The organism is Vibrio sp. QJM3NY_21 (genome assembly GCF_057785975.1).
Genome location: NZ_CM173513.1, coordinates 2,168,762 through 2,194,841 on the forward strand (window position 1 = coordinate 2,168,762; position 26,080 = coordinate 2,194,841).

The following is a 26,080-nucleotide window of genomic DNA, read 5'->3' on the forward strand; positions in this document are numbered from 1 at the left end:
TTAAGGGCTCAATGAGAGCCCTTACAATAGTTTTGGACTCGGGTTCTTAGAACTCGTGATCAGCCGTGTCTGGGTTTAGGCTATCAATGCCAATAACACCTGCAGCACGCTCGATTGCAGCTGTTTGAGACACTAGCGCAACAATTGTTTTGTTTACTAGTGCATTACCTGCAGCGTTGTCAGCAGCAATTAGCTGATCGAAGTGCTGGTTGTTTTTCTCTGCAGAAACAACGAGCTGACCAACTTGTGCACGTGCTAGGTCAAACTGCTTTTGAATCTCTTTCGCAGCTTGCTCGTCTTTTTGCTCAACTAGGTCAAACAGGCTAGGACCTGAAAGTAGAGAACCATCTTCACGCTTGTACAAGCCAGTGTATACGTTGTAGATACCTTGCTCGTTGTAGTAGTGAGAGTTGTGCGTGTTATCAGAGAAACAGTCGTGCTCATCTTCAGTAGAGTTTGCTTCTAGTGCAACCTTCATACGCTCACCCGCTAGTTCACCTAGAGACAGTGAACCCATGCCAAATAGCATTTTACGTAGGCCGTTGTCGCTAGATTCAGAAAGAAGCTCCTGACGGTAGTTGCCCTTCTCGCCTTCAGCCCACTGCTTTTCCATCCACTCTAGGTCTTGGATAAGAAGTTCAGCTGATGCTTTTAGGTATGCGCCACGACGGTCACAGTTGCCATTAGTACACTCTGCGCCAACAACGAAATCAGTGTAAGCACGCTCACCTGCACCACTGTTTGTGCCGTTTAAATCTTGGCCCCAAAGTAGGAATTCAATCGCATGGTAACCAGATGCTACGTTTGCTTCAGAACCGCCTATCTCGTTAAGGTCTGCGATTAGCTCAGGAGTAATGTTGGTTGCGTCTACTGTAGTTTGACCAATTTGGAACGTTTTGTTCGCAACGATGTTTGCGCTAGCGCCTTCGTTACCAAGCTCATATTGGTAATCAGTCGAAACGTAATCGATAAGGCCTTCATCTAGTGGCCATGCGTTTAATTGGCCTTCCCAATCATCAACAACAACGTTACCAAAGCGGAATACTTCTGACTGTTGGTAAGGTACGCGAGACTCAAGCCAAGCTTGTTTTACTTGTTCGAAGTTGCCAGCAGAAGGAGAAGCTAAGAAGGTATCAATAGAAGAGTTCAACGCTTTTGCTGTAATTACTGAATCTGCAAACACGGCATGAGCAATATCTGCGTAATGTTCTACAACTTGATCTTGAGTTACTGCTGCGAAAGAAGAAGCAGAGGCAAAAAGGAGTGACGAAGTTACGGCTTTTGTCACTAAAGATTTAATAGTCATGAAGCGTCCTTGTTGAGCTTTAAATTATTATTCGTAGTAATAGTGCAAACCATTATCATTTGCACTACGGATTGGAATAATACAAACTTACAATTTTATTGCAAGATAAATACAAAAAAACCTCACATATGTGAGGTCTTTAAACATTTTTATGTTAAGCGCAACAAAGAGGCTAATCAGATATCCAGATTATGCTTACCGTGTGAGACTTTTGCCTTCAGGTAGCTTTCATTACCCGACTTAACATGAGCAGAGGTGTTCACCACTTCTTCAATCTCAATACCAAAAGATTTCAGCTCATTAATTTTCTTGGGGTTGTTAGTGACTAGGCGAATTTTTGTGGTTCCTAAAGCACGAAGCATTTCTGCCGCTTCAGTAAAATCACGCAAATCATCACCGAAACCTAGATGGTTATTGGCTTCGTAAGTGTTCATACCTTCACTTTGCAGGCGGTATGCATCGATTTTATTGTATAAACCAATACCACGACCTTCTTGGCGTAAGTAAAGAATCACTCCACCCGTCTCACCCATAATTCTAATGGTTTCGTCTAGCTGCTCGCCACAGTCACAGCGAGAGGAATGGAAAACATCACCAGTCAGGCACTCAGAGTGCATACGAACAAGAGGTATGTCTTGTGTCTTGTCTGCTGATTTAAATATCACAGCAACATGCTCTTTATCTGTTTTCAATCCATGAAAAGACAGAAGTTCAGCATCAATACTGCTTGTTACCCCTACTTTGAAATCTATTCTGGCACGCACTTCCGCCATAGCTATACTCACTTGAAAATTCGATGTATTTAACAACACTACATTATATGTCTAGGCAATATTTTGTAGCTAATTATCTAATGATAGACACTATGAGGCTGTTAACAATTTTTTTCAAGGTCGACCATGCACTAATTGTTATATTATAACAATAATTTTTCAGGTAAGAAAAAACCCCACATTGGAATGACCAACATGGGGTTATAAATTAATCAGTTGCGGCTAAGACTACGATTTTTTACAGAACGATCAACTTACTTGAGTTTGCTTCCAGATGACAAGCTGAACCCAAGCGTTCTCTAATTCGGTTAACTCTTCTTGAGTAAGCGTAGAAATGCTCGACTTTGCACTGTATTTTTCTGCCCATTTGTCAGATCGGACATGAGTATGGAACTCTTTCTTTAAATTTGAGATTACGTTATCCACAGATACATCCTTATATAACAGTGCTTAGCCTTTATAATCCTTTAATGTTACAAAATACAGGTCAATTGGTAAACAGTAATACATAATTTTTATGAGCTCTTTCTAACACTTTTTACTGATAGATATATAAATAAGAGAAATAATACGCTCGGAAGTAGCCAAAGTAATAAGTTTGAAACACTCATTGCTGGTTTATAGAGCACAAATTCACCGAACCTTTCCGTCATATATTGAGTAATTTCATTATTACTCTTCCCTACTTTCACCATATTGAATACAACGAGGCGTAAGTCTTTTGCAATTGGAGAGTTCGACTCAATCAGGTTTTGATTCTGGCATTGCGGGCAACGTAGGGTTTTTGCCAATGTAATAGCGCGTTGCTGCTGTTCTGGGTTTTCAAACTCAAACAGTTCAACTTGAATACTCGTGTCCTTATTACTGGCTGTAAACAGATCTTCTGCCAAAGTCGGAAAACTAATAACCATAAGCGTAGACAGCATAACGAGTGCTTGTATTAAAGGCTTCATCATCCATTCGCACCATCAAAATACATCGCAAGTTCTTCTTGCCACACGGATTCGTTGATTACGCCCAGTAACTTCTTAATGATTTGGCCGTCAGCGTCGACCAGATACGTTTCAGGAGTACCGATTACGCCGAGTTCTAACGCTAGCTTACCTTGAGGATCACTGATCACCGTTGAGTACGGATTGCCATCACTCGATAACACATTGATCGCTGCCCCAGAGTTATCTCGATAATTGAGCCCAACAATTGGAATACCTTTATCATGAAGTTTGAGTAAAAAGGCGTGCTCGGTTTTACATATGCCGCACCAAGAAGCCCAAACATTAACCAGTTGATAAGGATGCTGAGTGACATCAGCCAACGTAATTTCCTGTTTACTACTGATGCCTTCACTATTCGCTAACGCAGTAGATATGAATTCTGGAAATGCCCTTTTTTGCTCCGACACAATCGTCGATTGCTGTTTATTATTGAGCGCAAAGGCAAAACCCAACACCACCATTAATGCCAAGATAATTAACGTGATGAGCTTGTTACGAACGCTGGTATGCATACTGTGACGCCTTAACGGTTTTCTTTTTACGATGAGTCAATGAGAGTAAAGCGCCAAGAATGGAGAACAACCCACCAAACCAGATCCAGCGTGCATACGCCTTGTATTGCACTCGAAATGCATAAGCGGTGGAATCTACTTTCTCGCCCATGGTGATATAAACATCGCCATGCCAGAACCACTTCATTGCAGGCTCGCTCATGTTCATGACTCGAACTTGGTAGTGTCTTCTTTCTGGCGCGATGGTAAAGCTTTTCTCACCAGTATCTAAGTTTAGTATCGCCTTCTCTGCGGTAAAATTTGAGGCTACATAAAGCTCAGTATCACGATGAGAAAGCGTCCAATCCATGAACTCTACTTGTGTGCCTGGGCTTAGTTTATAGCTGCGCTCAAACGAGTGATAGCTATTCATTGCAGCGCCTACGGCGAGCACCGCAATCCCAACATGAGCAAAGGTCATCACCCAGACTTTGCGTTGGAACTTGGAGCTGCGCGTCACCACCAAGCCATAAACATGAGTGAGTAAAACCCAAAATGCGAGTGACCATGTCATTAGTACCATCACTTGTGTTTGCTCGACTTGCAAAGCGTAACAGGCGAACCCTAGACCAATAGATACTAGAGCGATCAGCGTAATAACACCTTTAGTCGCTTGAGGTTTAATACTCAGTAAAGGGGCTAAGCCGACGACGGCTAACGCAAGCAAAGCCAAAGGAGCAATCAACAGATTAAAGTAAGGCGCACCTACCGATATGTTCCCCAACCCAAGCAGTTCAAAGACCATTGGATAAAACGTACCAAACACCACAACAGCGGTCGCCAGGACAAAGATGAGCACCGCGACTAGGCTTAAAAAGCTCTTACTCGCGAAGCTAGTAATCGGGTTAGATTCAAAAGACTCTCCTCTGATGATAAGCAGAGAAAATGAGCTTACCAGTACCAACACTAATATAAGTAGCAGTGCGATACCTTTGGTTGGGTCAACGGCAAAAGCATGCACCGACGTTAATACGCCAGAACGAACAATAAAGGTGCCTAAGATACTCAAACAAAACGTAATGAAAGCAAGGCTGAGAGACCACTTCAGAAGCTGTTGTTTGCCCTTAGCAACGCCTAAGCTATGCAGTAATGCTGTTGAAGTAAGCCACGGCAACAAGCTGGCATTTTCAACAGGATCCCAGAACCACCAGCCGCCCCAGCCTAATTCGTAATACGCCCACCAAGAGCCAAGAATGATCCCTGCGGTTAAAAAGGTCCAAGCGACTAGACACCAACTGCGACAATGAGCAACCCAATCAAATTCAATTGGATCAACCAGCAAAGCGGCAACTGCAAATGCCAGCACCACAGAAAAGCCGACATAGCCAAGGTAAAGTAATGGCGGGTGAAAGATCAGACCGACATCTTGCAACATTGGGTTAAGGTCACGCCCTTCTAGCGGCAAGATCGAATTCATTTCAAACGGATTTGATGCGAATAACGTGAACCAAGCAAATATCGCGAGCAGTAGGTTCATCACCCACAGCACTCGGCTTTGGTATTCATTCGAATAGTGTTTTTGTAAGGCGATCACGCCAGACCAGACGCTGATCGTCAGCACCCAAAATAACAAGGAACCTTCATGGCCTGCCCATACGGCTGCGAGCTTAAAAAATGAGGGTAATTGAGTATTTGAATGTTCAGCGACATAGAGGATAGAGAAGTCATCACTGACAAAAGCGTAGCCAAGCAATGCGACAGAAGTGAGAGAAAACAGCGTACTTGAAAGAGAGAAACTGCGGATTAAACCTATATTTTGCGTCCGTTTGTTTAGCATTTGATAAAACGAATGCACACCAATAATGCTACTGAGTACAGCAACCAACACTAAACTAAACAGCCCCAAAGAACCGACCATATCACCTCAATAAGGCTCCGCTTGAGCAGAGCCAATCTGAACACGCATCTCATGTTTATTTAAAGCATGTTCATTAATAAGCAGATATTCAGTATCTAACATCTGCTCACTAATAAACTTGAGCAAAATTAAGCTATCGTTAACTGCCCTGCATAAAGAACAAAAGTTCGTAGCATCAATACGCCCATTAGGCTTAGCGAAGTCACGGAGAAAATATACACCGAGCTATGGCGGATTGAGGTTGGTGTAACGGCATTCAGCAGCAACGGTAAAACCATACCGACACCGATGACACCATACCAGAACCAACTTGCCCAGAAGCCACTGCCAATTGCGTTCCATACTGCTTGTTCACTTTGACCACCAGCGAAGATAAGCCCAGTAAAGAAAGTAATAAGAACAAACAATTCAAACATCACGACTGGACGTTCGAATCCGTGGATCCATGAAATAGTCGGGCTATGAGGTGATTCTTTAAAGACCAGCACACCAAATAAAATACACGCCGCCGCTCCCGAAGATAAGCTCGAGAATAAGAACAAAATCGGCAGCACTGGGTTATTCAATAGTGGGAAGGTATTTAAAGCTGAAAGCAAGAATCCGGTATAAGCGGCAAGCATCAGAGCAAGAACAGCTAAGAATATTTCCAGAGCATTCTCAAACACTTCTAATTTGCCAATCCAATTACCGACAAAATCAAGTCGCCCTTTTAACCATGCTTGATCATTCAAGAACACGACTATTTGATCCCTAAATATAATGCCGATCCAAAGGAATAAGATCACCATATATACTTGGAATAAGATCACCCCCATCGACATCACAGACGTTGGATTATAGAAGATCATGATCTTCCAAAAGGATAACGGTTTTGTCAGGTGGAAAACCAAGATAAGCAGACCTGAAATGATCCCAAATGGCGCAAGAAAAGCCGTGGCCTTTAACACACCATTATGAGCAGGATCGCCTTCAATGACCTTACGCTTTAGGTAAATGGAGATCATTACGGCACCGGCCGACATCCCCGCGAGAAATAGATAGATTGCTATAATCCAGTCCCATACCACCGTACCAGACTGAAAAGCTGCGTCCCATGCACTCATAATCAAATCTCCCCTTTTTGGTGTGGCACTTTATAGAGCTTTGGTTGAGTACCTAGATAAGCTTTATCTCTGTAAACCACCTCAGATTGAAGCACCTGGTTTATCTCACTCTTAGGGTCATTTAGATCGCCAAAGACCAGCGCATTGGTCGGGCAAGATTCGACACAAGCAGGCAACTTCCCTTGTGCTAGATTGGTATCACGACAGAAGTTACATTTATCTGCGGACTTGTTCTCTGGATGGAAAAAGCGCACTTGATATGGGCAAGCCAATAGACAATAACCACAACCGACACACTTCTCTTGATGAACGTCGACAATGCCGGTTTTTTCATCTTTGTAGGCCGCGCCTGTTGGGCAAACCATCACACAAGGTGCGTTATCACAATGTTGGCAAGAGTTACGAGTAAAACGGTAATCAACATTGGGATATTCGCCTTGGGGCTCACTCTTAATAATTTCTAAGCGCGATACACCTTCAGGTACTTTGTTTACTTCACGACATGCTTCAGTACAGGCGGTACAACCAATACAAGCGGTTTCGTCATGAATCATTCCATAACGTTTAGTGCCATCTTCTTGAACATTGGCTAGCGTCTTGCGACTTGTTACTGCCGCAGTTCCCGCTACACCTGTGGTAAAAATAACGGCACCAGCGCCTGCTAAAAAGTTTCTTCTTGAGCAGCTCATAGATTACTCCTCTTCTTTCTTCTGGTTGAAGTCTGAATGGCAATCCACACACAGCTTGATGGTTTGCTTCTTATCTAAGCCCAACACCTTTGCTTCAGTCGCATGAACATCATGGCAGTTTGAACACGTTAAGTTTTGCGCGTGAACATCGTGAGTCCAACTCGCTTCACGCAGATCATCAGGCTTGTGACAATCGATACATTGGCTATTGGCATCTAAAATTAAGCTAGGGTCTAGGAAAACCTTTTCAGTTCCCGGTTGTGATTGAGCCTCGCGATACTTCACCACTTCAGGCGCACCTTCACGGTGATCGGGGCTAATAGAACTATGACAGTCGGTACAATTTACTTCGCGGCCAAGCAAAGCGTGTGCACTTTCACCATGTGAACCCAATACCGTTTCTTTTGAATCTTTATGGCATTGAACACACTTGTAGTCTTTGTCGCGGATTAATTCGACTTCATGTCTTGTTGATTCTCCTACTGGTGTAACAGCAGGCTCAGCAACAGCATGAATGGAATAACCATAGAGGCAGAATGCTAGAAGGGATTTAAGCATTATGACTATGGCCAATTTAATATTGCCCATTTTATCCTTTCCTTATACCGGCATTATTTAACTCTCAACTAAATAATATTCCGGTTAAACAAAAGTACCCTTAAACGATATTATTACCGCTTAAATGATATCAATTCTTATTTTGGATAAGCCACAACGCTTTCTATAGTTAGAATATACCTCTAATTGGGTAATACGAAATTTGGATGGGTTAATCTGTGAACGCAATCACCCTATTTATACCATGGTCAATTTAGGTAATTGATTGTTATATATGATAATAATTCTCAATTAAATTTTAATAACACTGCCCACTAATACCCCTTTAGGGGTATATAAACTTCAACGTGATTGAAGTCACTACCATTAATTGATCTAAGACAAGCTATATCCAACACGTAACAAAATGTGTTTGTTTATGAATTAATATAAACAGGAATTCTCCAGTTCTTAATTTGAATAGCAAACTCACAACGCTTGGTATAAGAATCAGTATATTGGAGATATCACTGTGAAAAAGCATTGGATACGTAATTCGGTCACAGCACTATTAATGGTTAGCGCATCACTAGCAAGCGCGACCAGTTTTGCTGCGTCTGAACAAAAAGAAATTGGCGATCCTCGTAACGACCAGTTCGAGCAAAACCACCCAGATCAATATCATTCATGGAGACAGACTTCAGAAAGCGAAGTTATTGAAGACGCACTAAAAGAAGATCCCAACATGGTTATCATGTGGGCTGGCTACGGCTTCGCAAAAGATTACAACAAGGCACGTGGTCACTTTTATGCGATTGACGATGTACGACAAACGCTTCGTACTGGCGGCCCAACAGACGAAAGCTCAGGCCCAATGCCAATGGCATGTTGGAGCTGTAAGAGCCCAGACGTAGCACGTGTTATTGAAGAACGTGGCGAAGATGGTTACTTCGAAGGTAAGTGGGCGCGTCTTGGCAACGAGATCATTAACCCTATTGGCTGTTCAGACTGTCACGATACCAAAAGCGAAGGCTTTAAAAATGGTGAACCAGCACTTAAGGTGACTCGTCCTTACGTTGAACGTGCATTTGAAACGATTGGTAAAAAGTTTGATGAACAAAGCCGCTTAGACCAACAAGCTTCTGTTTGTGCTCAGTGCCACGTGGAATACTACTTCACAGGGCCAACCAAAGGTGTGAAATTCCCTTGGGACCAAGGTACAACCGTTGGCGACATGGAACGTTACTATGATGCAATCAACTTTAAAGATTGGACGCATAAAGTATCGAAAGCACCCATGCTGAAAGCACAGCACCCAGGTTTCGAAACATGGCGCGAAGGCATCCACGGTAAGAACAAAGTCGTTTGTGCTGACTGTCATATGCCGAAAGTGACCAAAGAAGATGGCACCGTTTATACCGACCATAAAGTGGGTAACCCATTCGACCGCTTCGAAGATACGTGTGCAAACTGTCATACTCAATCGAAAGAAACCATGCGTAACATCGTTTCAAGCCGTAAAGCGCAAGTTCTGAACATGAAGCTAACTGCTGAGAAGCAAATCGTAGCCGCTCACTTTGAAGCAGGCGCGGCATGGGAAGCGGGTGCGACAGAGCAAGAGATGGAGCCTATTCTACTGGATATCCGTCACGCTCAATGGCGTTGGGACTACGCGATTGCGTCTCACGGCATTCATATGCATGCACCTGAAATCGCTCTAGAAGTGCTAGGTACTGCCGTTGACCGCGCCGCGGATGCTCGTACTAAGATTGTTCGTCTATTGGCGAAGAAAGGCATCACCGATCCAATCGAGATTCCAGATATCTCGACAAAAGAAGCGGCTCAAAAAGCGCTTGGAATGGACATGGATAAGATGAACGCTGAGAAACAACACTTCTTAGACACGGTTGTTCCTAAATGGGAAGAGCAAGCTGAAAAGCGTGAAGCCAACTACGAATACTAGTTTCTTCAATTAGACCATTAAGTAAAAACCAGTCACACTATTGTTGTGTGGCTGGTTTTTTTAGGTTTTTGGGGAATACACATCAATATCGAGCCCCCGATCCACTCGCCAATTCAAGGGATAAACAATGAAAATCTTACTTTCGCTTTCGGCATTATGTATTGCACTACTCAGTTCAAGCGTTCACGCATCTGAGCGTGCTGAGACAGGGTGGGAATTAATAGAGAAAGGTGCATTAGTGGTTGATGTCAGAACACCCGCAGAGTTCGAACAAGGGCATCTAGACAACGCCATCAACTACCCTCTTTCTGAAGTGGCTACTCACTTTGCTAAGATAGATAAAGACCAACCCATCGTGTTGTATTGCCGCAGTGGCAATCGTTCAGGGCAAGCTTATCAATTCTTGCGCGCTCAAGGGTTTACTCAAATCCACAATGCTGGTGGCTTAATCGAAATGCAGGAAAACCAATAGTCTTAGAAATGAGCTCTTAAGTAAGATTGCTTCTTTAGCAATTAGCCAAGCTTAACGGATCATCTGTTTGGCTTGGTTGATCGAATGGATAATAGAGACACGATCAATGCCCTTTTGATTGGAATCTAAGATTTGAGTCCACGCATCGATCGCTTGTTGATAGCGCATACTGATGAAGTGATCGGTCGCAATCAACATCAATGCCGTACGATCATTGGGATCAAGCTGCATTGAGTGATCCAATAACGCATTCACGTCATCGCTCATAGCTTGAGAACTAAGATAATAAAGTGCCGTTGCTTTGGCAGCATAGAGGCCAGAAGGCGCTTGAGGGTCTAAACGAATCGCATAATCGTAGCAAGTGAATGCCGCATCAAACTCCCCTTTCTGCATATACACACCACCCAGATTAAACCACAAATCGGATTGATTCGGATCTTGCTCAAGGCTTTGCTGAAGTTCATCTTGGAAATCTGTTGCCGTGTAGTTATTGTTATCATCCAAAGGCAGTTGAGGTATTTCTTGTTTCAGTTGAGACCAAACAAGCACACTCAAAGCCACAGCAGTAAGTGAAATCATCACATTGCCTTTTAGATGACTGCCATTGTTGTTCGCGGCAATAACGATCACAATCAAAAACAGGCTCATTAGTACCAACGCAACCAACAACCAGATATCCATTTCACACTCCTTTTTTATTCCCCTCTACTCTATCGTTTTCATCTCCTCGCTATATTGATCAAGGTTTAGCTATCGATATTTTGACGATCACAGTTCAACGATAAAGTCAGAGCAAGATCCACACATAGCAGGCAATAAAAAACCGAGCACTTAGGCTCGGTTTTTTCATTGGTAAGCTAAATTACTTAACGTAATCGAGATTACTCAGTGTCTTGCTCGCTATCACTTTCAGAGTCAGAAGCATCTGATGCTTGCTCTTCACTTGATTCAGAAACGACCGTTCCTTCTGCATTAACTGTTTCTGCGTTTACTGCGTCAGCATTTGCTTCTTCAGTTTCTTCGCCTTCAACAATCTCAGCTTCTTCTACTTCGTCGATACGTTGTAGACCTACAACATTCTCGTCTTCAGCAGTACGAATCAGTGTTACACCTTGAGTGTTACGACCAACTTGGCTCACTTCCGCTACGCGAGTACGTACTAGTGTACCTGCGTCGGTGATCATCATCATTTCATCGCCTTCTTCAACCTGAACAGCACCAACTACTGGGCCATTACGATCAGAGACTTTGATAGATACTACACCTTGCGTTGCACGGCCTTTCGTTGGGTATTCAGCTAGCTCAGTACGCTTACCGTAACCGTTTTGAGTCACAGTTAGGATATCGCCTTCGTTTGAAGGAACAATCAGTGAAACCACTTGATCGTCTTCTGGAAGCTTCATACCACGAACACCAGAGGCAGTACGACCCATTGGACGTACTTTGTCCTCGTTAAAGCGAACAACTTTGCCCGATTTAGAGAACAGCATGATGTCGCTATTACCATCAGTAATATCAACGCCAATCAGTGAATCATCGTCACGTAGGTTAACTGCGATTAGGCCGTTAGCACGTACGTTTGCGAATTGATCCAGTGATGTCTTCTTAACTGTACCGTCGCCTGTTGCCATGAAGATGAATTTCTCGTTAGAGAACTCAGAAACAGGCAGGATAGCCGTAATACGCTCACCTTCTTCTAGAGGAAGAATGTTAACGATAGGCTTACCACGAGCGGTGCGGCTTGCTTGAGGAAGTTGGTAAACTTTCAGGCGGTACGTTTTACCACGAGTAGAGAAACATAAGATGTTATCGTGAGTATTAGCAACAAGCAGACGCTCAATGTAATCCTCATCTTTCATCTTAGTTGCACTCTTACCTTTACCACCACGACGCTGAGCTTCGTAGTCGCTTAGGATTTGGTACTTAACGTAACCTGCGTTAGAAAGCGTTACTACCACGTCTTCTTGAGCAATTAGCTCTTCCATGTCGATGTCATGAACCGCTGCTGTGATTTCTGTACGACGCTCGTCGCCATAGATATCACGTACCGCTTCAAGTTCTTCACGGATCACTTCCATCAAACGCTCAGTGCTTGCAAGAATATGCATTAGCTCAGCGATCTCTTCTAGAAGTGCTTTGTACTCGTCTAGAATCTTCTCGTGCTCAAGGCCAGTTAGGCGGTGAAGACGAAGTTCTAGAATAGCTTGCGCTTGAGTTTCCGTTAGGAAGTATTGACCATCACGGATACCGTATTGGTCTTCAAGCCAATCTGGACGAGCTGCATCAGTACCAGCACGTTCAAGCATTGATGCAACGTTACCAAGATCCCAACCACGAGATACTAGACCAACTTTAGCTTCTGCTGGTGTTGGTGCGTTCTTGATCAGTTCAATGATTTCATCAATGTTTGCAAGCGCTAAAGATAGAGCTTCCAAGATATGTGCACGGTCGCGCGCTTTCTTCAATTCGAAGATAGTACGACGAGTCACAACTTCACGACGGTGATCAACAAAACACTTCAACATATCTTTAATGTTGAAAAGTTGTGGTTGGCCGTTGTTCAGAGCAACCATGTTGATGCCGAAAGTTGTTTGCAGTTGAGTTTGTGAGTAAAGGTTGTTTAGTACAACTTCACCGACAGCGTCACGCTTACATTCAATAACAATACGCATACCATCTTTATCAGATTCGTCACGCAGTGCACTGATGCCTTCAACTTTCTTGTCTTTTACAAGTTCTGCAATCTTCTCGATCAGACGAGCTTTGTTCACTTGATATGGAATTTCAGTAACGATAATTGTTTCTTTACCGTTCTTTTCCATTTCAATGTTCGCGCGCGAGCGCATGTAAACTTTGCCACGACCAGTCTTATATGCATCGACAATGCCCTTACGGCCACTGATTAATGCTGCTGTCGGGAAGTCTGGACCCGGGATGTAGTCCATTAGCTCATCAATAGTGATGTCTTCATTATTAATAAATGCTAAACAGCCATCAACAACTTCGCCAAGGTTATGTGGCGGGATGTTGGTAGCCATACCTACTGCGATACCAGAAGCACCGTTAACCAATAGGTTTGGTATTTTTGTTGGTAAAACTGCTGGTATTTGCTCGGTTCCATCATAGTTAGGAACGAAGTCAACCGTATCTTTATCAAGATCCGTTAATAGCTCACCAGCTATTTTTGACATACGAACTTCGGTATAACGCATTGCCGCAGCTGAATCGCCGTCAACCGAACCAAAGTTACCTTGGCCATCGACTAACATATAGCGTAGTGAAAACGGCTGAGCCATACGAACAATTGACTCGTATACCGCACTATCACCGTGTGGGTGATATTTACCGATTACATCGCCTACTACACGAGCAGACTTTTTATATGCTTTGTTCCAATCATTACCTAGTACATTCATCGCGAACAAAACGCGGCGGTGTACTGGTTTTAGGCCATCACGCACATCTGGAAGGGCACGACCAACGATGACGGACATCGCGTAGTCTAGGTATGAACCTCTAAGCTCATCTTCAATATTTACGGGCGTGATCTCTTTCGCTAGATCGCTCATAGAGCCATTTTCCCTCTATAGTCAGATCGTATTTTTGAATACGTATAAGACCGAAAAATATAACACAAATTTACCTACGGAGGCATCACTTTCCCTCTCCTTTTACCATCTTGTGACCCTTGTAGCCAATCTATTGATGAGAAATTGCACCTCAGCGTCATATCTTGCTGAAACATGGTCACTTTACACCCAATAAACTAGCAAAATTGTAGATCTTCTGGTCAGCAGGAAAAGGCAAGTTATAATGCCTGCAATTTCATGGATGCATTATTTAACTTGGAAATGCCGATTATGACTAAATCACAGAACGTAGACCCAGCAGAAATCAAAAAATTCGAAGACATGGCGTCGCGCTGGTGGGATCTAGAAGGCGAGTTTAAGCCACTACATCAAATCAATCCGTTGCGCTTAAATTACGTGCTAGAGAAAACCGAAGGCCTTTTTGGTAAGAAAGTTCTCGATGTTGGCTGCGGCGGCGGTATTCTGGCTGAAAGCATGGCTGTAGAGGGTGCGGTAGTCACCGGACTAGATATGGGTAAAGAACCGCTAGAAGTCGCTCGTCTGCACGCATTAGAAACCGGCACCAAGCTCGATTACATCCAAAGCACCATTGAAGACCATGCAGAGCAAAACCCACACACTTACGATGTGGTGACGTGCATGGAAATGCTAGAGCACGTTCCTGACCCACAATCAGTTATCTCGGCTTGCTCAAAATTAGTGAAACCGGGCGGCCATGTGTTCTTCTCAACATTGAACCGTAACTTTAAGTCTTACCTGTTCGCTATTGTTGGTGCAGAGAAGTTACTTAAGATTGTGCCAGAAGGTACTCACGACCACGAAAAGTTCATTCGCCCTGCTGAGCTTATCAAAATGGTTGATAACACTCCGCTTCAAGAACTAGGGATTACAGGACTACACTATAACCCATTAACGAACACCTACCGTTTAGGCCAAAAAGTCGATGTGAACTACATCGTTCACACTCAAAACTTGGGCTAAAAAATATCGGTAGCCCTACCGTAAAATATTTTGTAAAAAAGACGAATGAAAAGAGTTGCAATTACCATAAGTTTGCGACTTTTTTCAGTCTAAATTTCGTGCGCTAGCTTCCATTTTGACCACCTCGATTTAAATTTAATCGTCCAAAATCCATTGCCTATTTTACCCAAAGATCAAGGGATTTTTTTTTATGGGCGTGCAAAAATAAAGCATCCTTAAAAGGCGACTTTTGTACAATCAAGTCACGTCTAACGTCATCAGTTAGTGGTCACTTACAGTTTTTTTTCAATCCACCACTTATCCACAAGCAACCCCATTTCTTTACCTTGAAAAATATCAGTTGTAGCACTATCTTGTAACCCAACAAACAAATGACCCCTATATGTTGTGTTTGAACTACAATATATGGGTAGACCAAGATCACAAAGCCGAAACGTAATTTACAAAAATTACACAGAAATACACAAAAACACGGCCTTGTTCAGTTTTGTTAGGGAAATTAAGCAGAATGAACCAACAACTTACTGTTACCAAGCGTAACGGGCGCAAAGAAACGATCGATTTAGAGAAAATCCATCGAGTGATCACATGGGCAGCTGAAGGCTTGCACAATGTTTCTGTATCACAAGTAGAATTGAAAGCTCACATTCAATTTTACGATGGCATCACCACAACTGACATCCATGAGACAATCATCAAGTCAGCTGCGGATTTAATCTCTGAAGAGACTCCTGATTACCAATATTTAGCAGCACGTCTGTCAGTGTTCCACCTACGTAAAAAAGCGTACGGTGAATACGAGCCGCCTGCTCTTTATGACCATGTTGCAAAACTGGTTGATATGGGTAAATACGATAGCCACCTAATGGAAGACTACACGAAAGCTGAGTTCGAAGAGCTTGACGCGTACATCGACCACAAGCGTGACTTAAACTTTTCTTACGCGGCGGTTAAACAGCTTGAAGGTAAATACTTCGTGCAGAACCGTGTAACAAAAGAAATCTACGAGAGTGCTCAGTTCCTTTACATTTTAGTTGCTGCGTGTTTATTCGGTAAATACCCGAAATCGACTCGTCTTGACTACATCAAACGTTTTTACGACGCATCGTCTACGTTTAAGATTTCTCTACCTACACCAATTATGTCTGGTGTACGTACGCCTACTCGTCAATTCAGTTCATGTGTACTGATTGAGTGTGGTGACAGCCTTGATTCTATCAACGCAACAGCAAGCTCTATTGTTCGTTACGTATCTCAACGTGCTGGTATTGGTATCAACGCAGGTCGTATCCGTGCGCTTGGTTCTGAAATCCGTAATGGTGAAGCGTTCCACACTGGCTGTATCCCTTTCTACAAATACTTCCAAACAGCAGTAAAATGTTGTTCTCAAGGTGGTGTTCGTGGCGGCGCAGCAACAGTGTTCTACCCACTATGGCACGGTGAAGTTCAGTCTCTATTAGTACTGAAAAACAACCGCGGCGTTGAAGAGAACCGTGTTCGTCACATGGATTACGGCGTACAGCTGAACAAGCTAATGTACTCTCGCCTAGTTCAAGGTGGCAACATCAGCCTGTTCTCTCCTTCAGACGTACCTGGCCTTTACGACGCGTTCTTCGAAAACCAAGAGCGTTTTGAAGCACTTTACGTGAAGTACGAAAACGATCCTTCAGTGAAGCGTGAAACGGTTAAAGCCGTTGAGCTATTCTCTCTGCTAATGCAAGAGCGTGCTTCTACTGGTCGTATCTACATTCAGAACGTTGACCACTGTAATACACACAGCCCGTTTGATTCTGAAGTAGCCCCTGTTCGTCAATCGAACCTATGTTTAGAAATCGCGCTACCAACTAAGCCGCTTTCTAACGTAGAAGATGACGAAGGTGAGATTGCACTATGTACGCTTTCGGCGTTTAACCTAGGCGCAATCAACGAGCTAGACGATCTGGCTGAACTTTCTGAACTGGTTGTTCGTGCTCTAGATGCGCTACTTGATTACCAAGACTACCCGCTTCCAGCAGCACGTAAGTCGACAATGAACCGTCGTACTCTAGGTGTGGGTGTAATCAACTACGCATACTACCTTGCGAAGAATGGTGTTAAGTACTCTGATGGCAGCGCAAATGGCCTGACTCACCGTACTTTTGAAGCAATTCAATACCACTTGCTAAAAGCGTCTGTTGAACTAGCGAAAGAGCAAGGCCGTTGCCCATCTTTCCACGAGACCAACTACGCGAAAGGCCTACTACCAATCGATACTTACAAAAAAGATATCGACTTAGTATGTGAAGAGCCACTGCACTACGATTGGGACACGCTACGTGAAGAGATCATGGAGCACGGCCTACGTAACTCTACACTGACAGCGCTTATGCCTTCTGAGACTTCGTCTCAAATCTCGAACGCGACTAACGGTATAGAGCCACCACGTGGTTATGTATCAGTTAAAGCGTCGAAAGACGGCATCCTGAAGCAAGTTGTTCCAGATTTCCTAAATCTTAAAGAGAACTACGAGCTACTTTGGAACATTGGTACTAACGATGGTTACCTGCACTTAGTGGGTATCATGCAAAAATTCGTTGACCAAGCTATCTCTGCAAACACTAACTATGATCCAAGTGTTTACGACAGCGGTAAGGTACCAATGAAGCAGCTGCTTAAAGACTTGCTAACAGCGTACAAGTACGGTGTTAAGACGCTTTACTACCATAACACTCGTGATGGTGCTAAAGACGACCAAGGCGATGCAGTTCAAGTGCCGGAAGAAGATTGTGAAGGCGGCGGTTGTAAGATCTAAACCGCAATAAACATTAAGACCCCAGAGAAGTTATCTTCTCTGGGTTTAAAGCATTAACAGGGTCCGTTTTATTGCGGGTCTTTAAAGGATTTGAGGCATTTATGGCTTACAGTACTTTTTCTCAACAAAAAAATGACCAACTAAAAGAACCAATGTTCTTGGGTCAGTCGGTAAACGTTGCACGTTACGACCAACAGAAATTCGAAATCTTCGAAAAGTTGATCGAAAAGCAGCTTTCTTTCTTCTGGCGTCCAGAAGAAGTAGACGTGTCTAGCGACCGTATCGACTACAACAAGCTTCCTGAGCATGAAAAGCACATCTTCATCTCTAACCTGAAGTACCAAACGCTTCTAGATTCTATCCAAGGCCGCAGCCCTAACGTTGCCCTACTTCCTTTGGTATCACTACCAGAAGTTGAAACTTGGATTGAGACTTGGTCATTCTCTGAAACGATTCACTCTCGTTCATACACGCACATCATCCGAAACATCGTGAATGATCCAGGCGTAGTATTCGACGATATCGTTGAGAACGAAGAGATCCTGAAACGTGCGAAAGACATCGCGTTTTACTACGACGACTTGATCAAGCTGACGGCTGACTACCACCGCTACGGTGAAGGAAACCACAACATCAACGGCGAAGACGTTAAGATTTCACTTCATGACCTGAAGAAGAAGCTTTACGTATGTCTAATGTCTGTGAACGCACTGGAAGCGATTCGTTTCTACGTAAGCTTTGCATGTTCATTCGCATTCGCAGAGCGTGAGCTAATGGAAGGTAACGCGAAGATCATCAAGCTAATCGCTCGTGATGAAGCACTTCACCTTACTGGTACACAGCACATGATCAACTTGCTACGTAATGGCCAAGATGACTTCGAATTCATGCAGATCGCTGAAGAGTGTAAGCAAGAGTGTTTCGACCTATTCAAAGAAGCGGCTGAGCAAGAAAAAGAGTGGGCAGAATACCTATTCAAAGATGGTTCTATGATTGGTCTAAACAAAGATATTCTTTGCCAATACGTTGAGTACATCACTAACATCCGTATGCAGGCTGTTGGCCTAGGTACCGCTTACCCAGAAGCAACGTCGAATCCAATTCCATGGATCAACGCTTGGTTGTCTTCAGATAACGTTCAAGTCGCTCCACAAGAAGCTGAAATCAGTTCTTACCTAGTTGGCCAAATCGACAACGAAGTAAAAGCTGACGACTTTGAAGGGTTTGAGCTGTAATGCCAACAATCAAAATCAACAAGCTGACTTCTATTGAATCTAACCCTTCAAATACTCTATTGGAAACAATGGAACAAGCGGGTTTAGAGCCGGAATACAACTGCCGAGATGGCCACTGTGGCGCTTGCCGCTGTACGTTGGATTCTGGTGAAGTCGAGTACGTTGGTTTTGCTATGGCTTACACACAAGCCAATGAAATTTTGCCATGCATCTGCAAAGCAAAAACTGAGTTATCGCTGAGTAACGTTATTCATAGAAGCAAACAAAAACGCGCATAAGCCAACTGGCTTTAGGTCGCTTTGCTCGAATAACTTCAATAAGAACTAAAAAGGGTCCGCTTCCTCTAGGAATGCGGACCCTTTTCTATTTATGTCTTTAGGAATCTGAGACGACTCGCCTCTCACTCAACCAAAGCCTTTCTGCTAGCTCGCTGCCACAAAGCCAAACCAGACGTTTACTACTGAATAAGGTTCAAAGTCACTGAGCCAATGTAACAAGCGCTTCGGCACTCTCCGCAGCCGTTACACTTATCTTTGTCCACCGTAGGCAACTCCCCTGCTTCGATTTGAATCGCACTTGCTGAACAAGCGGTTTGGCACGCATTACAATCCATTTGCATGTAATTGTTACAGCTATCAGCAAAGCTAGGCTTCAAGTCAATATAAGGCGTGACCGTTGGATGAAGCGCGCCAGTCGCACACACTTCACTGCACTTGTTACACATAGAACAACTGTTGTAATCCAAATTCAGCAGCGCACTGCCCTCTAGCATCTCTATGACACTATTCGGACACGTATGCTCACACAGCCCACAACCGTCGCAAAGACGTTCAAACAGCACCTCATCGACCGCTTTTGGCGGCCTTGCATACGAGCGTTGTGACTTCTCTTCATAATTCGCGGCGGCTTTAACCGGTTTAGAAAGTCGAGTTAAGAAACCACGCCTATTTGAATTTATTTGTTCAGGCATTAATCGATATATAACTTTTTAGTAGCAACGTTTAGATTATATTCAGATGTTAATTGCTCAAGCCAATATATTACATCACTTGATAGCTTCTTATAAAAAGATAACTCTGATGCTGAATTAAATCTCTCTAAATAAACTGATGACCAAGTTAATAAATGAGACTCTAATAATTCACGAGATGAATCAATATTATTATTTTCTAACAAATACGCATGTGCGAGTAGCATTAAACCAAATTGGTCTTCTGGCTCTCTTAAGCCTGTATCTAACTCAATATGATTCAATTCTAAAAACTGTCGATATTCCACAGTCGATGCGCCAAACACAATACGGTCTTTATCGAGATAAACAGAGCCCCAAGGCGGTGCTGGCATGTCGCCAACGCCTTCAAACAGTCGACTAAACTCTGCAGCGAGCGCATCTTCCTGTTCGTTTTGGAGTGCCAGTAAACAATCTTCTGATAAAACTTGGCTCTCTACTAAGGCCTGAACAATATCTATTAACTGTTCTTTATTAGTTGCTTGATAAAATAATGAACCGAGCAATTTATGCGTATCAATAATCATTCTTATTTATACCGTAATTGGTTTAACGACAATTATATAAATAATACGATTGGATTCTTTGATCTGTTTTATACATTCGATTCATAATATTTTAATTCCGATCTTATTTGATGCCAATCAATCAATAATTAGAAATAAAAACATAGAGACTAAACTACCTATAAAGTGCTAGTCATCAATAACAATAGGCATCTTAGAATGACGAATAAGAAAGAATCTGGGGTAATGAATCTTACTCGAAGAGGCTTCATGAAAGCTTCTTCTGCGGTAGGTAGCGCAGCCGCACTCGCGGGCGGTATCGCTTTACCTTTCAAATCCAAACCAGTAGCGGCTGCGGTTGCTGAGAGTGTGGATGAGAAAATCGTATGGAGTGCATGTACTGTAAACTGTGGCTCTCGCTGCCCATTACGTATGCATGTGCAAAACGGTGAAATCAAATACGTAGAAACCGACAACACTGGTACTGACGAATACGGTCATCACCAAGTTCGTGCTTGTCTACGTGGTCGCTCTATGCGCCGCCGTGTTTACAACCCAGATCGCCTGAAATACCCGATGAAACGTTTGGGTAAACGTGGTGAAGGTAAATTCAAACGTATTAGCTGGGAAGAAGCTTACGATGAAGTTGCTGGCACCATGCAACGCCTTATCAAAGACTACGGTAACGACACCATCTACCTAAACTACGGGACAGGTACACTTGGCGGTACAGTAACTAAGTCTTGGCCACCAGCACAAACGCTGATTGCTCGTCTAATGAACCTAAGTGGTGGTTATCTAAACCATTACGGTGACTACTCAACAGCGCAAATCGCGAAAGGCTTGAGCTACACCTACGGTGGTTGGGCAAACAACAACTCTTTCTCTGACCTAGAGAACACCAAGCTTAACATCCAGTTTGGTAACAACCCTGCCGAGACACGCATGTCTGGCGGCGGTCTGATCCACCACTATGTAGAAAGCAAAAACAAGTCGAACGCAAGAACGATCATCATCGACCCTCGCTACACCGATACTGCCGGTGGCCGTGAAGATCAATGGATCCCAATCCGTCCTTCTACAGATGCTGCATTGGTTGCTGGTCTTGCGCACGTGATGATCACTGAAGACCTTGTCGACCAACCGTTCCTAGATAAATACTGCGTAGGTTACGACGAGAAGACACTGCCGGCATCGGCGCCTAAAAACAGCGACTACAAATCTTACATCCTAGGTTTAAGCGAAGATGGCGTAGAGAAGACACCAGAATGGGCTTCTAAGATCACCGGTATTCCCGTTGATACTATCGTCAAGCTTGGTCGCGAGATGGGCACAGCGAAACCATGTGCGATTCACCAAGGCTGGGGCTTACAACGCACTGCGAACGGTGAGCTAGCGTGTCGTGCAATCGCTATGCTGTCATTACTAACCGGTTCTGTGGGTGTATCTGGCGGTTCAACAGGCGCTCGTGAAAGTGACATCAACATTCCGTTTGTTCGCTTCCCTACTGTGCCAAACCCAGTTGAAACTTCAATTTCAATGTTCATGTGGACAGACGCGATTTACCGTCACCATGAAATGACCGACATCACTGACGGTGTTCGCGGTGCAGAGCGCCTTAAGAACCCAATTAAGATGATCTGGAACTACGCAGGTAACTGCATCATTAACCAGCACTCAGACATCAACAAGACTCACGCGATTCTTCAAGATGAAAGTGCGTGTGAAATGATTGTCGTGGTTGATAACCATATGACGTCTTCAGCGAAATACGCCGATATCATCCTGCCAGACTTAACAACGTCTGAGCAAGACGACTGGTGTATGGATGGTAAAGCAGCGAATATGCCTTACTTCATCTACGCGCAGAAAGCGATCGAACCTCAATTCGAAGCGAAATCTATCTATGAAATGTGCTCTCAGTTGGCTAAGCGCATGGGCGTCGAAAAAGAGTTCACAGAAGGCCGTACTCAAGAGCAATGGATTGAACACCTTTACGCAGAAACTCGTAAGAACGATCCAACACTGCCAACCTTCGAAGAGATGAAAGAGCTGGGTATCTACAAACGTAGCTATGACCACCACTACATCGCTTACGAAGATTTCCGCAAAGATCCTGAAGCGAACCCACTGACCACACCAAGTGGCAAGATTGAGATCTACTCGGAGCAACTGGCTGATATCGCGAAGACTTGGAAACTGAAAGAAGACGAAGTAATTCACCCACTTCCCGTTTACGCGGACTCTTTTGAAGGTCACAACGACCCACTGGCTGCGAAGTACCCACTTCAGCTAACCGGCTTCCACTACAAGGCGCGTACTCACTCCACTTACGGCAACGTTGCAGAGATCAAAGCAGCAGCACCGCAAGAGTTGTGGATCAACCCGATTGATGCGAAAGAACGTGGTATCGAAAACGGCGACATGGTGAGTATTTTTAACGACCGTGGCGAAGTTCATATTCCAGCGAAAGTGACACCAAGGATCCTTCCTCGAGTTGTCGCACTAGGCGAAGGTGCATGGTACGCACCAGATGGTCAGAAGATCGACCATGCAGGCTCTATTAACGTGCTGACCACTCAGCGCCCGAGCCCACTTGCTAAGGGTAACCCTCAGCATACAAACCTAGTTCAAATCAAAGCGCTAAAGAAAGCATAAGGTAGGTTGGAATGAAACAATACGGCTTTTACATTGATTCAAGTAAATGCACGGGTTGTAAAACCTGTCAGCTTGCTTGTAAAGATTATAACGATCTAGACATCAAAACGAACTACCGTCGCGTATACGAATACGCAGGTGGTGGCTTCACTCAAGATGGCGATACCTGGGTTCAGAAAGATGTCTTTTCTTACTACCTTTCTATCGCTTGTAACCACTGTACTAACCCTGCGTGTGTGAAAGTGTGTCCTTCAGGCGCAATGCACAAACGTGACGAAGATGGTTTGGTTGTGGTTGACGAAAGTGTGTGTATTGGTTGTCAGCACTGTAGCAATGCGTGCCCTTACGGCGCACCACAATACAATGCGAAGAAAGGTCACATGACTAAATGCGATGGTTGCTACCAACGTGTTTCTGAAGGCAAACAGCCTATCTGTGTTGAGTCTTGCCCACTTCGTGCATTGGAGTTCGGTGAAATCAATACACTTCGCGAGAAGTACGGCTCTGGTGCAGATGTAGCGCCACTACCATCTTCAACCGAAACGCTGCCAAACATCGTGATTAAGCTGAACAAAAACGCGAAGCCTACTGGCGATACCAGTGGTCACCTAGCAAACCCGAAGGAGGTTTAAGATGATTTTTCATGAGTGGTCTTTGATCTTCTTTACGGTACTGGCGCAAACAGCCGTGGGTGGTTACTTACTTATTGGCGCACGTGCACTGGTACTTGGTCATGACGAAGAGAAACTGAACAGCTACAAGGTTCCAATGTTCATTCTGTGGGCATTGATGGGTCTTGGTTTCATGTTCTCGACAACGCACCTTGGTTCTCCACTGCGCGCGTTTAACGCTTTTAACCAACTAGGTTCTGCTTGGTTGTCTAACGAAGTGTTCTTCGGTGCGGCATTCTTCGCTGTCGGTGGCCTGCAATGGCTATTGTCTGTGCTTAAGAAAGGTGGCGTTGCTATCCAGAAAGCACTGATGGTCGGCGCTATGGTGCTGGGTGTTATCTTCATGTACGCGATGATCAACGTATACATGATCAACACAGTACCAACATGGGACAACATCTACACACCGCTAAGCTTCACCATGACCATGGTTGTGGGTGGCTTACTGCTGTCTCAATTCGTGATTGTTTTCGCCAATGACAGCCGCTTCACGGTTGACCGTAACATCACGATGCTGGCTGTGATTGCGGTTGCGATCAGCTTACTTGTGACAGTAGGCAAACTGAACTTAATCGGTGACATCCAAACTTCAGTAGCTAAAGCCTCTGAGTTGGTTGACGGTTTAGGTGGCTATGTGATTCTTCAAGTGGCATTGCTAATGGCAAGCTTGTTGATTTGGATTCTACCTATGCTGAACAAAGCAAAAGTGAACCCAGTAAACCTTGGCTTAGCATTGGTACTGTTCTTAGCTTCAGAACTCATTGGCCGTGGTTTGTTCTATAGTCTACATATGACAAGCGGTTTGTAATCAAGTTCTTACAGACATGAGTTACGTGTAAACATCGCAGCTTGTCTGGTTATCTAGAAGGCTAGATAAACAAAAGGCCCAACACCTATTTAGATGTTGGGCCTTTTTATTTGTTCTGTCTTAACCTTAGTTCAAGAGGTCTTGGCTCAAGAGAACTTGGCTAGCGACAAGAGCTGCTTACTTGATGATAGCCGAAGGGATAAACATATCCTTCACGCGTTTTAATGAAGAGTAATCACCAAACATAGGTTTGTTGTCTAGGTGTCTTCTCAACATATCTGCCGCAACGGTTTTGATAATGGTGCGCGCATCTTCGCGGTTGTATTGACGGTAGAACTCAAGCACCTGGCCCCACTCACCCGCTTCGCTCGATAGCGCAATGCTGAATGTGTTACCTTCCAACTTGCCCGTTACCAAGGCTAATTCAGTGCCACACTTTTCTCTTGTTGCGCCAGCTAATGCAAACGTAGCCGCCAGTGGGTCGCTCTTCTCAAGCTCACTCTCTTTTGGTTCAGCCATTACCCAAGAGTGCCCAAAGCAATCTTCAATCTGCTCATTCGATTGCAACCAAGCTGACAATGCACCTTTGGTCGACACTTCAGAAACAGATAGAGTCTTCTTTCTCTCAGCCATGATGTGTCCGATATGGTCAATCATCGGCTCATCAACGCTCACTACATTGCTCTCTAACAGCTTGTACACCATTTGTAGCAGCTTAACGCGCGTTTCTAAGCCTGACTTAGGCCCAAACAATTTCACCTCAATGAACGGCAGATAAGAGCGATAACCCAACTCATAACCTTCCGGAAGTTTCAATTGATCCAACACATCAGAGATACCCGACTCAGATAAGCCAAAGGTAAATAGTCGACTGCATTCAGAGGCAACTACTTGAGGGTAAGCGCGTGACAAATCAGGCAGGATTTCAAAGGTCACCATACGCTTGAATTCACTCGGTACACCCGGCGTGAAATAGAACGTCGCATCGTTAATTTTCAGCTTGAAGCCACATGCAGTACCGACTGGATTATCGACAATCTCAGAGCTTGCTGGCAACAAAGCTTGTTTAAGGTTGCTGTCAGGCATCGGCATGCCACGTCCAGAAAACATCTCTTCCATACGATCCAGCCATTCAGGGAACATGACTAATTTCTGCTCTGACGCTGCTGCAGCGGCGGCCGCACTCATGTCATCAGTTGTTGGCCCTAACCCGCCATTGACGATAACCACATCATAGTTAAAGCTCAGCATCAGCAGTTCTTCAATGAGCGCATTCATTTGGTCACCCACAGTGGAACGTTTGGCGAGAGCAAAGCCGTGTTGGTAGAACTCTCCAGACATCCAAGCTGCGTTTGTGTCTACAATGTCTCCATGAAGAACTTCTTCACCTGTGCTTAACATTGCGATTTTCGTCATATTTCTATCCCTTGTGGTCATAAAAAGACACTGCATTATTCATAAACTGGTCTATGGTTGAATTTGAGACATTCCAGCTTTTCACAAATATTATTAATGTTAAATCTAAGGTTTTCTTAGGAAAAGCGATAAATTATTAGTTCCCTAAATCAGGCATTTAATAGATAA

At 44.0% G+C, this 26,080-nt stretch carries 23 protein-coding genes; 9 read left to right on the top strand and 14 right to left on the bottom strand.

The window, feature by feature from the left end; translation table 11 throughout:
• Nucleotides 1-46: 46 nt before the first annotated feature.
• The 9 genes from AC3CID_RS09565 to nrfB all read right to left on the bottom strand — a co-directional run bounded on the left by AC3CID_RS09565 (nucleotide 47) and on the right by nrfB (nucleotide 7,863).
• Entirely contained in the window at nucleotides 47-1,306 is a 1,260-nt protein-coding gene (locus AC3CID_RS09565; protein ID WP_017083887.1) for an imelysin family protein, read from the bottom strand.
• 176 nt (nucleotides 1,307-1,482) lie between these two features.
• Nucleotides 1,483-2,079 carry a GTP cyclohydrolase II gene (locus AC3CID_RS09570; RefSeq protein WP_004733379.1) on the bottom strand — a complete coding sequence of 199 codons (597 nt, stop codon included), beginning with the start codon at nucleotides 2,077-2,079 and terminating at the stop codon, nucleotides 1,483-1,485.
• Nucleotides 2,080-2,328: 249 nt separating this feature from the next.
• Nucleotides 2,329-2,505, bottom strand: coding sequence for a hypothetical protein (locus AC3CID_RS09575; protein ID WP_017063565.1), 177 nt, complete (start codon nucleotides 2,503-2,505; stop codon nucleotides 2,329-2,331).
• Between the two features lie 89 nt (nucleotides 2,506-2,594).
• Nucleotides 2,595-3,035 carry a heme lyase NrfEFG subunit NrfF gene (nrfF, locus tag AC3CID_RS09580; RefSeq protein WP_488526471.1) on the bottom strand — a complete coding sequence of 147 codons (441 nt, stop codon included), beginning with the start codon at nucleotides 3,033-3,035 and terminating at the stop codon, nucleotides 2,595-2,597.
• Nucleotides 3,032-3,586 (bottom strand): DsbE family thiol:disulfide interchange protein, encoded by a 555-nt coding sequence (locus AC3CID_RS09585; RefSeq protein WP_004733376.1) that lies wholly within the window; start codon nucleotides 3,584-3,586, stop codon nucleotides 3,032-3,034. The genes nrfF and AC3CID_RS09585 overlap by 4 nt, the downstream gene beginning before the upstream one ends.
• The gene (locus tag AC3CID_RS09590; protein ID WP_488526472.1) at nucleotides 3,567-5,483 is read right to left on the bottom strand and encodes a heme lyase CcmF/NrfE family subunit; all 1,917 of its coding nucleotides are present in this window, start codon (nucleotides 5,481-5,483) and stop codon (nucleotides 3,567-3,569) included. Before AC3CID_RS09590 ends, AC3CID_RS09585 begins: the two co-directional genes overlap by 20 nt.
• A 128-nt stretch (nucleotides 5,484-5,611) precedes the next feature.
• Nucleotides 5,612-6,586, bottom strand: a complete 975-nt coding sequence (gene nrfD / locus AC3CID_RS09595) for a cytochrome c nitrite reductase subunit NrfD (protein ID WP_029222016.1) — start codon at nucleotides 6,584-6,586, stop codon at nucleotides 5,612-5,614.
• Nucleotides 6,587-6,588: 2 nt separating this feature from the next.
• A complete protein-coding gene (gene nrfC / locus AC3CID_RS09600) occupies nucleotides 6,589-7,275 on the bottom strand; it encodes a cytochrome c nitrite reductase Fe-S protein (RefSeq protein WP_016797526.1) in 687 nt (228 codons plus the stop codon).
• A gap of 3 nt (nucleotides 7,276-7,278) precedes the next feature.
• A complete protein-coding gene (gene nrfB, locus AC3CID_RS09605; RefSeq protein WP_004733372.1) occupies nucleotides 7,279-7,863 on the bottom strand; it encodes a cytochrome c nitrite reductase pentaheme subunit in 585 nt (194 codons plus the stop codon).
• A 481-nt stretch (nucleotides 7,864-8,344) separates the two neighbouring features.
• On the opposite strand from nrfB, the gene nrfA reads away from it, so the two are divergent.
• Both nrfA and AC3CID_RS09615 read left to right on the top strand, forming a co-directional pair.
• Nucleotides 8,345-9,775, top strand: coding sequence for an ammonia-forming nitrite reductase cytochrome c552 subunit (nrfA, locus tag AC3CID_RS09610; protein WP_017091593.1), 1,431 nt, complete (start codon nucleotides 8,345-8,347; stop codon nucleotides 9,773-9,775).
• Nucleotides 9,776-9,902: 127 nt separating this feature from the next.
• Complete coding sequence (locus AC3CID_RS09615; RefSeq protein ID WP_009848845.1) at nucleotides 9,903-10,247, top strand: rhodanese-like domain-containing protein; 345 nt, start codon at nucleotides 9,903-9,905, stop codon at nucleotides 10,245-10,247.
• A 51-nt stretch (nucleotides 10,248-10,298) separates the two neighbouring features.
• Here the strand turns inward: AC3CID_RS09615 and AC3CID_RS09620 are convergent, their stop codons facing one another.
• Both AC3CID_RS09620 and gyrA read right to left on the bottom strand, forming a co-directional pair.
• Nucleotides 10,299-10,928 (bottom strand): TPR domain-containing protein, encoded by a 630-nt coding sequence (locus tag AC3CID_RS09620; protein WP_488526473.1) that lies wholly within the window; start codon nucleotides 10,926-10,928, stop codon nucleotides 10,299-10,301.
• Between the two features lie 200 nt (nucleotides 10,929-11,128).
• On the bottom strand, nucleotides 11,129-13,816 hold the full coding sequence (gene gyrA / locus AC3CID_RS09625; protein WP_004733368.1) for a DNA topoisomerase (ATP-hydrolyzing) subunit A: 2,688 nt from the start codon (nucleotides 13,814-13,816) through the stop codon (nucleotides 11,129-11,131).
• Nucleotides 13,817-14,074: 258 nt separating this feature from the next.
• Between gyrA and ubiG the strand changes: the two genes are divergently transcribed.
• From ubiG to yfaE, 4 genes are all read left to right on the top strand, one after another.
• Nucleotides 14,075-14,818, top strand: coding sequence for a bifunctional 2-polyprenyl-6-hydroxyphenol methylase/3-demethylubiquinol 3-O-methyltransferase UbiG (gene ubiG, locus AC3CID_RS09630; protein ID WP_017078713.1), 744 nt, complete (start codon nucleotides 14,075-14,077; stop codon nucleotides 14,816-14,818).
• Between the two features lie 508 nt (nucleotides 14,819-15,326).
• A complete protein-coding gene (gene nrdA, locus AC3CID_RS09635) occupies nucleotides 15,327-17,609 on the top strand; it encodes a class 1a ribonucleoside-diphosphate reductase subunit alpha (RefSeq protein WP_108176287.1) in 2,283 nt (760 codons plus the stop codon).
• 101 nt (nucleotides 17,610-17,710) lie between these two features.
• Nucleotides 17,711-18,844: a class Ia ribonucleoside-diphosphate reductase subunit beta gene (gene nrdB / locus AC3CID_RS09640; protein WP_004733365.1), complete on the top strand. Its 1,134-nt coding sequence runs from the start codon at nucleotides 17,711-17,713 to the stop codon at nucleotides 18,842-18,844.
• Nucleotides 18,844-19,122 (top strand): class I ribonucleotide reductase maintenance protein YfaE, encoded by a 279-nt coding sequence (gene yfaE / locus AC3CID_RS09645; RefSeq protein ID WP_004733364.1) that lies wholly within the window; start codon nucleotides 18,844-18,846, stop codon nucleotides 19,120-19,122. Before nrdB ends, yfaE begins: the two co-directional genes overlap by 1 nt.
• Nucleotides 19,123-19,301: 179 nt before the next feature.
• Here the strand turns inward: yfaE and napF are convergent, their stop codons facing one another.
• Together napF and AC3CID_RS09655 are read right to left on the bottom strand one after the other, a co-directional pair.
• Nucleotides 19,302-19,814, bottom strand: a complete 513-nt coding sequence (gene napF, locus AC3CID_RS09650; RefSeq protein WP_488526474.1) for a ferredoxin-type protein NapF — start codon at nucleotides 19,812-19,814, stop codon at nucleotides 19,302-19,304.
• Nucleotides 19,814-20,380, bottom strand: a complete 567-nt coding sequence (locus tag AC3CID_RS09655; RefSeq protein WP_054547352.1) for a molecular chaperone TorD family protein — start codon at nucleotides 20,378-20,380, stop codon at nucleotides 19,814-19,816. The genes napF and AC3CID_RS09655 overlap by 1 nt, the downstream gene beginning before the upstream one ends.
• A 198-nt stretch (nucleotides 20,381-20,578) precedes the next feature.
• Between AC3CID_RS09655 and AC3CID_RS09660 the strand changes: the two genes are divergently transcribed.
• The 3 genes from AC3CID_RS09660 to AC3CID_RS09670 are packed head-to-tail and all read left to right on the top strand — an operon-like array spanning nucleotide 20,579 to nucleotide 24,496.
• Entirely contained in the window at nucleotides 20,579-23,017 is a 2,439-nt protein-coding gene (locus tag AC3CID_RS09660; RefSeq protein ID WP_488526475.1) for a DmsA/YnfE/YnfF family dimethyl sulfoxide reductase, read from the top strand.
• 11 nt (nucleotides 23,018-23,028) lie between these two features.
• Nucleotides 23,029-23,649, top strand: a complete 621-nt coding sequence (locus AC3CID_RS09665; protein WP_004733360.1) for a DMSO/selenate family reductase complex B subunit — start codon at nucleotides 23,029-23,031, stop codon at nucleotides 23,647-23,649.
• A 1-nt stretch (nucleotide 23,650) separates the two neighbouring features.
• Entirely contained in the window at nucleotides 23,651-24,496 is an 846-nt protein-coding gene (locus AC3CID_RS09670; RefSeq protein WP_488526476.1) for a dimethyl sulfoxide reductase anchor subunit family protein, read from the top strand.
• 177 nt (nucleotides 24,497-24,673) lie between these two features.
• On the opposite strand, the gene AC3CID_RS09675 is transcribed toward AC3CID_RS09670, so the two are convergent.
• On the bottom strand, nucleotides 24,674-25,912 hold the full coding sequence (locus AC3CID_RS09675; RefSeq protein WP_488526477.1) for a CinA family nicotinamide mononucleotide deamidase-related protein: 1,239 nt from the start codon (nucleotides 25,910-25,912) through the stop codon (nucleotides 24,674-24,676).
• Nucleotides 25,913-26,080: the final 168 nt, after the last annotated feature.

Excerpts from the sequence above, each read along its gene's own strand:
- AC3CID_RS09565 (WP_017083887.1), bottom strand. The coding sequence starts at position 1,306 with ATGACTATTAAATCTTTAGTGACAAAAGCCGTAACTTCGTCACTCCTT.
- AC3CID_RS09570 (WP_004733379.1), bottom strand. The coding sequence starts at position 2,079 with ATGGCGGAAGTGCGTGCCAGAATAGATTTCAAAGTAGGGGTAACAAGC.
- nrfF (WP_488526471.1), bottom strand. The coding sequence starts at position 3,035 with ATGATGAAGCCTTTAATACAAGCACTCGTTATGCTGTCTACGCTTATG.
- AC3CID_RS09585 (WP_004733376.1), bottom strand. The coding sequence starts at position 3,586 with ATGCATACCAGCGTTCGTAACAAGCTCATCACGTTAATTATCTTGGCA.
- AC3CID_RS09590 (WP_488526472.1), bottom strand. The coding sequence starts at position 5,483 with ATGGTCGGTTCTTTGGGGCTGTTTAGTTTAGTGTTGGTTGCTGTACTC.
- nrfD (WP_029222016.1), bottom strand. The coding sequence starts at position 6,586 with ATGAGTGCATGGGACGCAGCTTTTCAGTCTGGTACGGTGGTATGGGAC.
- nrfC (WP_016797526.1), bottom strand. The coding sequence starts at position 7,275 with ATGAGCTGCTCAAGAAGAAACTTTTTAGCAGGCGCTGGTGCCGTTATT.
- nrfB (WP_004733372.1), bottom strand. The coding sequence starts at position 7,863 with ATGGGCAATATTAAATTGGCCATAGTCATAATGCTTAAATCCCTTCTA.
- AC3CID_RS09615 (WP_009848845.1), top strand. The coding sequence starts at position 9,903 with ATGAAAATCTTACTTTCGCTTTCGGCATTATGTATTGCACTACTCAGT.
- AC3CID_RS09620 (WP_488526473.1), bottom strand. The coding sequence starts at position 10,928 with ATGGATATCTGGTTGTTGGTTGCGTTGGTACTAATGAGCCTGTTTTTG.
- gyrA (WP_004733368.1), bottom strand. The coding sequence starts at position 13,816 with ATGAGCGATCTAGCGAAAGAGATCACGCCCGTAAATATTGAAGATGAG.
- ubiG (WP_017078713.1), top strand. The coding sequence starts at position 14,075 with ATGGATGCATTATTTAACTTGGAAATGCCGATTATGACTAAATCACAG.
- nrdA (WP_108176287.1), top strand. The coding sequence starts at position 15,327 with ATGAACCAACAACTTACTGTTACCAAGCGTAACGGGCGCAAAGAAACG.
- nrdB (WP_004733365.1), top strand. The coding sequence starts at position 17,711 with ATGGCTTACAGTACTTTTTCTCAACAAAAAAATGACCAACTAAAAGAA.
- yfaE (WP_004733364.1), top strand. The coding sequence starts at position 18,844 with ATGCCAACAATCAAAATCAACAAGCTGACTTCTATTGAATCTAACCCT.
- napF (WP_488526474.1), bottom strand. The coding sequence starts at position 19,814 with ATGCCTGAACAAATAAATTCAAATAGGCGTGGTTTCTTAACTCGACTT.
- AC3CID_RS09655 (WP_054547352.1), bottom strand. The coding sequence starts at position 20,380 with ATGATTATTGATACGCATAAATTGCTCGGTTCATTATTTTATCAAGCA.
- AC3CID_RS09660 (WP_488526475.1), top strand. The coding sequence starts at position 20,579 with ATGACGAATAAGAAAGAATCTGGGGTAATGAATCTTACTCGAAGAGGC.
- AC3CID_RS09665 (WP_004733360.1), top strand. The coding sequence starts at position 23,029 with ATGAAACAATACGGCTTTTACATTGATTCAAGTAAATGCACGGGTTGT.
- AC3CID_RS09670 (WP_488526476.1), top strand. The coding sequence starts at position 23,651 with ATGATTTTTCATGAGTGGTCTTTGATCTTCTTTACGGTACTGGCGCAA.
- AC3CID_RS09675 (WP_488526477.1), bottom strand. The coding sequence starts at position 25,912 with ATGACGAAAATCGCAATGTTAAGCACAGGTGAAGAAGTTCTTCATGGA.